This is a genomic window from Nocardia sp. AB354 (assembly GCF_049538315.1).
GTDB lineage: Bacteria > Actinomycetota > Actinomycetes > Mycobacteriales > Mycobacteriaceae > Nocardia > Nocardia nova.
The window spans coordinates 52,982-64,315 of record NZ_JBMVFU010000002.1 but is presented as its reverse complement, the minus strand read 5'-3'; the positions used below and the strand labels follow the sequence as shown (position 1 = coordinate 64,315).

Sequence of the window (11,334 nt, the reverse complement as noted above, 5' to 3'; positions counted from 1 at the left end):
ATCCCTCACCACTGTGCGTCGCTGTGTAATGCCGCCTCCAGCAGAGCCAGCTCGGCGGCGATCGGATCCTCCGACTGGGGCGGCGCCGGCGGGGCCGATGGGGCCGATTCCGAAGCCGAACCCTCGGGCGGTACGTCGGTGACGTGCGGTGGTCTGTCCTGTGTCGTCGCGTGGTGGGGCCGAGCATGAACGGCGGCAGTGGCCGGGTCGGGCGCGTCGGGCTCCCCGGAACCGATTGCGGCCATGAGATATTCGGCCGCCTTCTCGACGGTCGGATGGTCGAATCCGAAGGTCGCGGGCAGCGCGAGTCCGAAACCGTCCTGTAGGCGTGAGCGCAGTTCGACGACCGCGAGGGAGTCCATCCCGAGCTGGGTGAATCCCTCCTCCGGGTCGATCAGATGCCCGGCGTCGAGGCCCAGCACCGCCTTCACCTCGGTGGCCGTGAGCTCGCGCACGAGGCCCGCCCGGTCGGTCCGGGCAGCCGCCAGAACCCGTTCACGCAGCGAGGCGGCCGGTCCGGCAGCGGCGGGGGTGGCGGCGATACTTCCGTACCACGGGTCACCACCCGCGGCCGCGGCCAGCTTCGGCCAGTCCAGATCCGCGGCGACGACGGTCGGACCGGCAGCGACCAGGTTGCCGGCCAGCAGACGCAGCCCCTGCTCCGGCGAGAGCGGTCGGTAGCCGCGCAGCCGGGCCCGCTCGCGCTCTTCGGCGTCGAGCCGGGCCGCCATCCCGATCTCGCCCCACGGACCCCACGCGATGCTGGTCGCGCGGATCCCCTGGCCCCGCAACAGCGACGCGTACCCGTCCAGATACGCATTGGCCGCCGCGTAATTGGCCTGTCCGCCCGCCCCGACGGTTGCGGTCAGCGACGAGAAGAACACCACGAATTCCGTATCCGCACCGATTATTTCGCGCAGCCGGTGGATACCGCCGACCTTGGGCGCCAGGACCTTCTCGAATCGGCCGGCGTCCAGCCCGGCGATCGTCGCATCGTCGAGCACACCGGCCGCATGCACGATGCCGCCGAGCGGATGCGGCGCTGCCGCCACCACGCCGGCGAGCGACTCGGCGCCGATATCGGCGGTGTGCACGGTGACCGAGCAGCCGCCGTCGCGGATCTCGTCCAGCAGCCGCGCGGTCTCCGGATCGGGTGCGGTGCGGCCGACGAGCACGAGGTGTCCCGCGCCCTGCTCGGCGAGCATGTGCGCCACGCGGGGGCCGATCCCCCGCAGCCCGCCCGTGACGAGATAGCTGCGATCGCGCCGTATCCGCACATCCGTCCCCGGCTGCGCCCGGCGGAGCCGTGCGACGTAGCGATTCCCGCCGCGATGGGCGATCCGCGTCTCCGGCGACCAGCGGTGGATCTCGGCCGCCAGCCGGATCAGCGACGAATCGTCGTCGCCATCCAGATCGACTGTGCTGCAACGCAGTTCCGGATACTCACGACGGACGACCGTGGCGATACCCCACAGCATGGTCGCCGCCGGATCGGTGACGTCGGCGTCGCCGGTCACCGGTTGGGCGCCGCGGGTGGGCCACCACACGCGGACGCGTTCGGATGCCAGCGCCGGTAGTGGTCGCACCGCCGCGGCACACCGCCGGGCGGCCTCGCCGACGAACCGCGCGCTCTCGCCGTCGGCTCTCGTCAGGCCGCGCAGGTCGACGAAGCCGCGACGGTCCGCCGCGGCGATTTCGACCGGCCACGCGCGTATTTCGGCGTCGGTGGCCGCGCTGCGCGTGATGCCCGATCCCGGCGGGGCATCCGCACCGATCAGTACCGTCTCGGCCGGAATCGCCCGCGCGCGCAGCACCCGCGCGAAACGGCTCAACCGGTCGGGTTCATCGTCGACCACCAGCAGCGAGACCGGCTCGGTGCCCGTGTCGGCCGCCTCGGTGCGCTGCCAGTGCTGCTCGTGGGTGATATCGGCCGTCTTGTGCGCGAGCGCCCGCTCCACCTGTGCCCGGCTGATGCGCCGCGATTCGAATCCGTCCACGGCGACCACCAATTCGCCGGTGGCGCTGTACATCCGGATATGCGCGGTGAACGCCTCGTCACCCGCCCCGTGCCCGCCTGCCAATCGGGCATGGATCCACAGCGGGCCCTCGGTGCGGTGACCGGAGAAGTAGTAGCGGTCGATACTGAAGGGAACGTAGATGTTCTCCTGCGCCCGCAGCAGATCGTTGTCGTATTTCCAGCAGCTGTTGAGCACCTGGAACGCGGCCTCGACCAACCCCGCGTGCAGCGGTTCCGGCCCGATCTCCACGCCCTCGGGACGGGTGGTCAGGCATAGTGCCTCGTTGTCGCCGCGCCGGATGCTCTCGATCCAGTGGAAGGAGTTTCCGGTGTCGAGCCCCGGCACCCACACATCACGATAGAACTCGAGTCCGGACAGCTCCTGCGGACAGCGGGCGAGAATATCTCCGCGCTCGGTCTCGCCGAATGTCGAATCCGATTCGGCGGGAGCGCTTTCCAGCGCGGTGCGGAACAGCGCCGGCCAGGCCGCGCCCGCACCGGATTCCTCCTCAGCGACGAGGGTCACGTCCCAGCCCGGACCGCTCGGCCGCAGCACCAGTTGTGCGCGGCGGCTGCCGCCGTCCGACACGGCGAACGGATGCAGGAACAACGTGTCCCGCAGCACGTAGGGCCCGACGATGTGGTGCGCGGCCGCGGCCAGCACCATGGCGATATGCGAGGCGCCGGGCACCACCGCGGTACCGAACAACCGGTGATCGGTCACATACGACGGTGAGTCACAGGCGAAACCGCGTTCGTAGCGAATCTCCTCCGACAACGGCAGATCCACCGGACGGCCGGGCAGCCCGGTCTCCTCGGCGGCGCTCTCGGCACGGCGGCTCGCCCGTTTCGGTTCGACCCAGAAGGTGCTGCGCTGGAATGCGTAGGTGGGCAGCGGGATTCGACGCCCCTGGGCGAACGGGCCCCACGGCGTGGGACAGATGTCCACACCGCTCGCATAGAGTTTCGCCGCCGCGACCAGCAGGCCGCGCGAGAAATCGTGCGGCCCGTCGGCCGCCGGTACCGTGTGGACGCCGTACCGATCGGCGGCCAGCCGCAGCCGGGCTCGTTCGTCGCTGCGACGGCCCAGCACCAGCATCCGATCACAGCCCACGGCCGCCACGCACGAATCGAGCGGTGCGTCGGCATTCGGTGCGTGCGATGCCAACCGCAGGTCCCGGCGTTCACCCGCCCACGCCGGTGTCCCAGCCGCGGCGGCCCGCATGGCGGTCGCCAGGTCGAGCACGCCGGAGATCGTCGCGGCCACGTATTCGCCTGTGCCGTAACCGATCACCGCATCCCAGTGCAGGCCGCACGCCCGCCACATCTGCACCAGGACGTACTGACGGGCCAGCTCCGCCTGCACTCCGGTGGGTTCGGCGCCGCCGAGTGCCGCCGACACCTCCGCGCGCGCCTTCCGCACCACCGCATCGTCGGCGTACCGGTCGAGGAATTCGTCGACACCGGCTTCGGGAGCGTCGCCCAGGACCAGGCACAGGCGGTGGTCCGCATGCTGCTCCGCCGCGGTGAACAATGCCGCCGCGGGTTCACCGCGCAGGTACGCCGCCAGCGCCGCCCGCAACTCCGGCAGCGTGGAGATCACCGCGGCAAGCCGCCGCCCATGATGCTCTCGACCGAAACCTGTCGTGTAGCAGACGTCTTCGACGGCGACATCGGCATCGGCATCGAGCCGATCGAGGTAGCGCTGCGCGAGGTCACGCAGTGCCGCATCGGAACGCGCCGACAACCGGAACAGTCCGGTCCAGCCCGCGGGTGCGGCGCTCGCGATGCGCGGCGGCGCGGCCTCCAGCACCGCGTGCGCGTTGGTGCCGCCGATGCCGAAGGCCGACACCGTGGCGATCCGCGGCCGATCCGACGGCCATGCGCGCGAGCGCGGCGACACCCGGAAAGGCGTCTCGGACCAAGGAATCCGGCTACTGGGCTGGTGCAGATCCGCGAGTCCCGGCAGGACCGCGTGGTCCAACGCCAGAACGGCTTTGACGAATCCCGCCACACCGGCGGCGGTATCGAGGTGGCCGATATTCGCCTTCACCGATCCGACCTCGCACCGGTTCGCGCGCGGACCGCCGAATGCCTCGGTGAGGGCGGCGATCTCCATCGGATCCCCCATCGGCGTGGCGGTACCGTGCGCCTCGACGTATCCGATCTCCGCCGGCGCCACCCCGGCCACGCGATGCGCCCGGCGGATGACCTCGACCTGGCCGTCGACACTCGGCGCGGTGAACCCGACCTTCGCGGACCCGTCGTTGTTGATCGCGGTGCCGCGCACCACGGCGAAGATCCGGTCACCGTCGCGCACCGCTGCGTCGAGCCGTTTGAGCACGACCACGCCCGCCCCGTTGCCGAAGACGGTGCCGCCGGCCTGCTCGTCGAAGGCGCGACAGTGCCCGTCCGGCGAGGCGACCATCCCCTCCTGATGCAGGTAGCCGACCCGATCCGGCACGCGCACCGCGACCCCGCCGGCCAAGGCGATCTCGCATTCGCCGCGGCCGATGGATTGGCAGGCCAGATGGACCGCGACCAGCGAGGTCGAACAGGCGCTCTGCACGGTGACGGCCGGTCCGTGCAGGTCGAGGCGGTAGGCGATCGAGGTGGGCAGGAAGTCGGGTTCGTTGCCGACCTTGATCTGATAGTGCTGGGTGGAGGGCAGCTGCGTGAAGTCGTCGGCGAAATAGCGGTGGAAGTAGCTGCTGGGCAGCCCGCCCACGAACACCCCGGTGCGCGGACGCTGCGGCGCACCACCGTAGCCCGCGTGTTCGAGCGCCTCGACCGCGCATTCCAGCAGCAGCCGATGCTGCGGATCGGTGACCTGGGCCTCGCGGGCGGTGAAACCGAAGTACTCGGCGTCGAATCCGGCGATATCGTCCAGGACGGCCGCTGTGCGCACGTAATTCGGCGCGGCGATGCGCTCCTCCGATTCGCCCGCGGCCCGCAACTGCTCGTCGTCGAGTTCGGTCATCGTCGTGCGCGCATCCGCGATGACATCCCAGAATTCGTCGAGATCGGCAGCGCCCGGCACCCGCACGGCCATGCCGATCACCGCGAACGGACCGCTGGGGTCGCCGGCATCGCCGACCGACTCCCGGGCAGCGACCGAACCGGCGAGGGCCGCGGCCAGTGCGGCCACGGTCGGATAGCGGAACAGGTCCGTGCGCGCGATCGAGATCCCGAGCGCCTCTTCCAGTGCCAGGTGCACCCGGGCGACGAGCAGTGAATTGCCGCCCAGATCGAAGAAATTCGCGGTGGCGGGCACCGAATCGCACTCGAGCACGTGCGCCCAGACCGCCGCTATCGCGTCGGAGAGATCGCTCGGTGAGGCGGCGGTCGAGCCGGGCACCGCGACGACGGGCGCGGGCAAACTCCTGCGATCGATCTTCCCGGCCGAGTTGCGGGGAAACTCCTCGAGCACAACGATTTTCGCGGGCACCATATACGCCGGCAGCAGAGTACGGGCATGTGCGCGCACCGCGTCGGTGTCGACACCCGCGGCGGCGGCGCTCACGTAGCCGACCAGTTCGCTCCGCTGCGGATCATCGCCGAAGACCGTGACCACGGCCTCGCGCACTCCCTCGGCGGAGCGTAACGCGGCCTCGACCTCACCGGCTTCGATCCGCAGACCACGCAATTTGAGCTGATGGTCGGCCCGGCCGAGATACTCCAGGCGTCCGTCGGGCAGCCGCCGCACACGATCACCGGTGGCGTACAGCCGTTCTCCGGTCCGCCGGTCGGCCACGAAGCGGCCGATCTCGTCGGCGGGGTCGACATAGCCACGCGCCAGGCAGACCCCGGCCAGATGCAGCTGCCCCGGAACACCCACCGGCACAAGCTGTCCCGCGGCGTCCAGGACGACGGCGCGCACATTCTCGATCGGCCGGCCGAGGGTGACCGCCGCCCCCGGAAGCACCTGTTCGCAGGTGACGTCGACGGCCGCTTCGGTCGGTCCGTAGTAGTTGTAGAGCGCGGTATCCGGCAGCAGCCGGTGGAATTCGGCGGCCACGTCGGCGGGTAGCGCCTCACCGCTGGTGGTCACGTACCGCAGCGAGGTGCACGCCTCGGCGCCGGGCTCGGCCAGCCACGTGCGCAGCATCGAGGGCACGAAGTGCGCGACGGTGATCTCCCGCGCGCGAATGACATCCAGGAGATAGCGCGAATCCCGATGCCCCTCGGCATCACACAGGACCGACTGCGCGCCGTGCACCAGCGGGTAGAACAGATCCCACACCGACACGTCGAACGTCAGCGGCGTCTTCTGTAGCACCCGGTCCGACTCGTCGATGCGAATCGCGTCGTGCAGCAGGCGATTACAAATCGCCGCATGTTCGATCAGCACACCCTTGGGCCTGCCTGTCGAACCGGAGGTGTAGATGACGTAGGCGAGATCCGTCGGCGCGCCGACGCGGGCGGGTGCGGGCTCGGTCTGGTCCAGTGCGTCCCCTACGGCGTCCAGATCGATCGCCGTGACGCCCTCGGCGGATAAGCGTTCGGCGATCTCGGCGTCGTCACACAGCACCACCGACGCCCCGGAATCCGTCAGGATCGTCGCCAGCCGCGCATCCGGATCCGCGGGATCCAGCGGCAGATAGGCCGCACCGGCCTTCATGACACCGAGCGCCAGCACCGGCACCCGCGGCGAACGCCGCAGGCACAGCGCGACGATCTGCCGGGGCCGCACCCCCGCGGCGCTCAGATATCCGGCGACCCGCGCGGCGCGGTCGTCGAGTTCGCCGTAACTCAGCGTGCCCGCCTCGGACACCACGGCGGGACTGCCGGGCCGGCTCGCCGCTCGTTCGGCGATCAGTGCGTGCAGCGTCGTCGCGGGACGGGCCGGCTGCGGCCCGGTCGACCACTCGTCGAGGGCCGCCCGGTCCTCCTCCGGCAGCATCGGCAAGGCCGCGAGCGCGGTATCCGGCTGCGCGATGAACGCGTCGATCAGCATCGCCCACTGCGCCAGCAGCCGCCGCACCGTCTGCGGTTCGAACAGCTCCGCATCGTATTCGCAGCGCAGTTCACCCGCGCCGCGATCCTCGACGAAGACCAGATCGCAGCCGACGACGGCCTCGAGCGCGTCCTCCGCCGCGTCCGGGTCGTGCTCGCCGGTGATTTCGCAGTAGGCGATCTGGAACAGCGGATGGCGATCGAATACCGGTGTGGGACAGAGCGTCGCGATCAATTCGTCGATGTCGAAGCCGGCGCGTGCGGCCGCCGCTCGCGAGCGGGCCGCATCGACCTCTGCGGCCAGCGCCCGCGCCGTGCGATCCGGCTCGACGGCCACCCGCAACGGACTCGGTGAATCATCCTCCGGCGCAATCACTCCGAGTGTGACCTCGGCGTGTTCGGAATACCGGTGGATCAGGGCGATCAACGCCGCCACTGCCGGACCCGACGAGCGGGGACGATGCTCTTCCCGGGCACGCAGGTATCGCTGCACCGGTGCGCGGCGGAAATCGGTGGCAATGACGATGACGCCGGGAAGAAAGTCGGCTTGCACAGTAACTCGATCCCACTTATCCGGCGCGAACCGGCTCTACCAGGTAATTGCCGATGGCCAGCACGTCCAGTCCGGCGGTGACGAAGGTGTCCAGGCCCTCGGCCGGCGTGCACACGATCGGCTGGCCCTTCACGTTGAACGAGGTGTTCAGCAGGATCGGTGTGCCGGTCTCCTGCCGGAAGGCGTCGATCACCGTCCAGAACCGCTCGTTGCGCTCGCGCGACACCGTCTGCACCCGAGCCGATCCGTCGACATGGGTGACCGCCGGCAGCCCCTCGCGGAATTCCGGCCGCACCGAGGTGATGAACAGCATCCAGGCGTAGGTGTCGATTTCGGCATCCTTGATGTCGAAATACGTGGTCGCGTACTCGTCGAGGACGGCGGGAGCGAAGGGGCGGAAGCCCTCCCGCTTCTTCACCTTCGCGTTGATGATGTCGCGCATGCGCGGATGGCGCGGGTCGCCGAGAATGCTGCGATTGCCCAGGGCGCGCGGACCGTATTCCAGACGTCCCTGAAACAGCGCCCCGATCTGCCCGGCGGCCAACCGGCGGCCCAATTCGGCGGCGAGCGCCGCGAAATCGTCGAATCGGGTTGCGGTGCAATCGGTCCGGCTCGCGAGTGCCGCCGCGATCTGCTCGTCGGAGTATTCCGGGCCGTTCAGCGGTGTCGCGATACCCGCGATCGGGGCGGCCCCCTCGCGCTGGTGGTGCACATACAGCGCCGCACCCAGCGCGGTGCCGTCGTCACCGGCGGCGGATTGGATGAACATGCGCTTGAACTGGCGGCTGCGCAGAATCACGCCGTTGGCCGTGCAGTTGAGCGCGACCCCGCCGGCCATGCACAGATTCTTCGCACCGGTCTGTTTGCGGAAGTACCGCAGCGTGTGCAGCAGGGTCGCCTCGAGCGCCGCCTGCAGGGCGGCGGCGATATCGCGGTGGTGGTCGGTCAACTCGTCGTCGGGGCCGCGGGCCGGGCCGAAGATCTCCTCGATCGCTTTCAGTGTGCCGCGGTAGGTTTCCCGGTCCAGATCGGTTTCGTTGCGGTACAGGATGGGAATCGTGAAAGTACCGTCGGGCCGCAGATGAATGAGATCCATCATCGCCGCGAAGTGTTTGCGGTGGTCACCGTAGGGCGCCAGCCCCATGATCTTGTACTCGTCGAGGCCGAACGCGAAGCCCAGATAGTAGGTGAAGACGCCGTAGAGAATTCCGAGGGAATTCAGTTCCGAGACCGTCGCGATCGGTTCGATGCCCGCATCCGTTCCGAGCGCGACGGTCGCGCTGTGCCGCTCTCCCATGCCGTCGGCGACGAGGATCAGCGCCGAATCGAATCCGCTGGGATAGAACGTGCTGGCCGCGTGGGCAAGGTGATGCGGTACCTGCACCAGCCGGTCGTCCCAGTCGCCGCCGAAGGTCTCGGTGAGTTTGTCCAGCAGCACCTGCCGGGCGAAGACCTCGCGGAACCGCGCGCGTCCGAGTTCGCTGTGTTCGAATTCGGCTCGCAGCGGCTCGTAGGAGAAACCGTGGGCGAGCACGTCGAGCGAATCGACCGAGATTCCGGCTCGTTCACAGCCGAATCGGATGGCGTGTTCGGGAAAGGCGCCGGTCGCCTTCTCGCCGGTGAACCGCTCCTCGGCCACCGCGCTGACCAGCTCGCCGTCGTGCAGCAGTGCCGCCGCGGAATCGAAGCCCTGGGTGATGCGGTAGTCGCGCCACTCCAGCCCCGGGAAGCGGGCCTGCTTGAACGGCACACTGTTGTGCAGACCGCTGATCCCCATGATCGACTTCGGTTGCGCGGCTGGTGTTCTCACCATGGCGGAGGCTCACAATCTTCGTGCCCGCGGACGTTTGCGGGCGAAATACTGGCTGGTCGCATACAGTTCGACGGCGATGTCGGTATCCGGGACGACGCGCTGCAGGAAGGCGCGATGGGCATCGATGGCCGCCGGATCGGCGCCGGCGTGTTCGAGGTAGACCGGCACGCACTGTTCGAATCCCAAGGCGTGCAACATCTTCGCCTCGGGCATCGCCGAGACCGGCTGGAAGCGGTCGCGACGCGCGATGATGAAGCCGGCCTCGGTGAGCAGCTGTGGGGTGCGCTCGTAGATGTCGTGGGCGGCGCCGCGCGCCCGGCCGAGGGCGAACCACCACTCCCGCCACAGATCCGCGGCGGGATCGTCGGCGGGCACGAATCGCAGCGCCCCGACATCGGACATCTCCAGCAGCAGCGCGCCGTCGTCGGCGAGCATGCGCTCCATCGCGGTGAGCGCGGCGGCGGCGTCGGCCACGTGCATCAGCAGAAAGCGGCTGTACACCCAATCGACCGAACCGGGTTCGAGCGGTGCGTCTTCGATGCGCGCGTGCACGTAGCGCACCTGCGGCAGATCGCCCACCAGGCGGCGCGCGATCTCGAGCTGTTCGGCGGAGGCGTCGACGGCGTAGACGACGCCGTCGGGTCCGACCCGCTCGGCCAGCCAGGCCGTCATCGCGCCGTGCCCGCAGCCGATATCGGCCACCGTCGCGCCGGCACAGAGCCCGACCGATTCGAGGAAGGCACGCGAACTCGGGTTGTAATGCTGATCGAGCAGGGCCAGGCGCGCCGCGTCGCGATCGCCGACGGCCATGCTGTAGGTCATCGCTGCAGCCATATCGGATTCGTCTCTCTACGAACGCGCGGCCGGTTCGTGCTCGAGTGTGGAGGCCCACTGCAGGCTGTGCGCCCGCTCGGGGTCGGGCAGCAGATAGCACCCGTCCTGGCGCGGCCGGCGGCCCGGCGTCACCAGACCGACCGGCGGCCCGGCGCCGAAATCCAGCCAGGAGGCGGGGATCCGGGACAGATTGCTGACCAGGAAGCCCGACTGCGGCGGATATCCCCAGACCCGGTCGAGTCCCGCGATGCCGTGCACCTGCAGGAACGCCTCGAGTTCGGCGATCGCGTCGTCGATGCGTCCGGGCGCGGTGGCGATCGCGTCACGCACCCAGCCGGCGATCTCCGGCACCGAGGCGTTGCGGACGCGCTCGGTCTCGACATCGATCAGCACCTGCACGAAGGCGTTGCCGAAATAGGTCGGGCCGAGTTCGCGGACGAAGCGGCGGATGTCGACCGGGCAGGCCAGGGTCACCAGGTCGGTGTCCTTGGTCGCGGCGTAGTCGCGAAACAGGCCCGCCGCCACCAGATCCGCGGTCGACAACCCCGAAACCTCGGCTTGCGCCTCGCATTCGGCTAGATCCAGCCGGCCGGTGTGGACGTCGAGTTCGGGCAGTTCCAGATCCGGCTCGACCGTCACGAATCCCGCCCGGCGCAACGCGTCCGAATCGACGCTGTCGCGGTCGCGTGCCTGCGGGCGGGTGAGCACCTCGCGGTCGCAGCGCGGCGACAGGAAGCGAGCGCCGCGGGCCCGGGCCGCCCAGGCCGCCAGGAAGAAGAACATGCCGTAGCCGTCGGCCAGGCCGTGCGACATCGACAGCCCGACGGCCGTGCGGTCGCCGCGGGTCACCACCCGCCCGCGGGCGAGCACATGCCCCACTCCGATCTCGACCGGATCGAGGCATTCACTCAGCGGCACGGTGGATTCGGCGACCGTGGCCCGGATCGCGGGGCGCGGGTCGTCGACATCCATCGCCAAGGTGCGCTCGTCGAGTTGCACCAGCGCCGCGTCGGCGCCGACGAATTCACGGGCCGTCTCGACATAGGCCTCGACGATCCGATCGGCGTCGAGCACCTCGCCGAACTCCACCACGAACTGCAGCGGACCGGCCATATTCGCCGTCCACATGTGGTCGACGGTCGACAGCGGTACCGGCGCCAT

4 protein-coding genes are annotated in these 11,334 nt (G+C 69.6%); all 4 read right to left on the bottom strand.

What is annotated here, in order from left to right; genetic code table 11:
- Positions 1-5: 5 nt before the first annotated feature.
- The 4 genes from ACPCUW_RS02800 to ACPCUW_RS02785 are packed head-to-tail and all read right to left on the bottom strand — an operon-like array spanning position 6 to position 11,334.
- The gene (locus ACPCUW_RS02800; RefSeq protein WP_423423576.1) at positions 6-7,526 is read right to left on the bottom strand and encodes an amino acid adenylation domain-containing protein; all 7,521 of its coding nucleotides are present in this window, start codon (positions 7,524-7,526) and stop codon (positions 6-8) included.
- A 16-nt stretch (positions 7,527-7,542) separates the two neighbouring features.
- On the bottom strand, positions 7,543-9,339 hold the full coding sequence (locus ACPCUW_RS02795; RefSeq protein WP_423423575.1) for a carbamoyltransferase: 1,797 nt from the start codon (positions 9,337-9,339) through the stop codon (positions 7,543-7,545).
- Between the two features lie 9 nt (positions 9,340-9,348).
- A complete protein-coding gene (locus tag ACPCUW_RS02790; protein ID WP_423423574.1) occupies positions 9,349-10,173 on the bottom strand; it encodes a class I SAM-dependent methyltransferase in 825 nt (274 codons plus the stop codon).
- A gap of 15 nt (positions 10,174-10,188) precedes the next feature.
- On the bottom strand, positions 10,189-11,334 hold the full coding sequence (locus ACPCUW_RS02785; RefSeq protein WP_423423573.1) for an acyltransferase: 1,146 nt from the start codon (positions 11,332-11,334) through the stop codon (positions 10,189-10,191).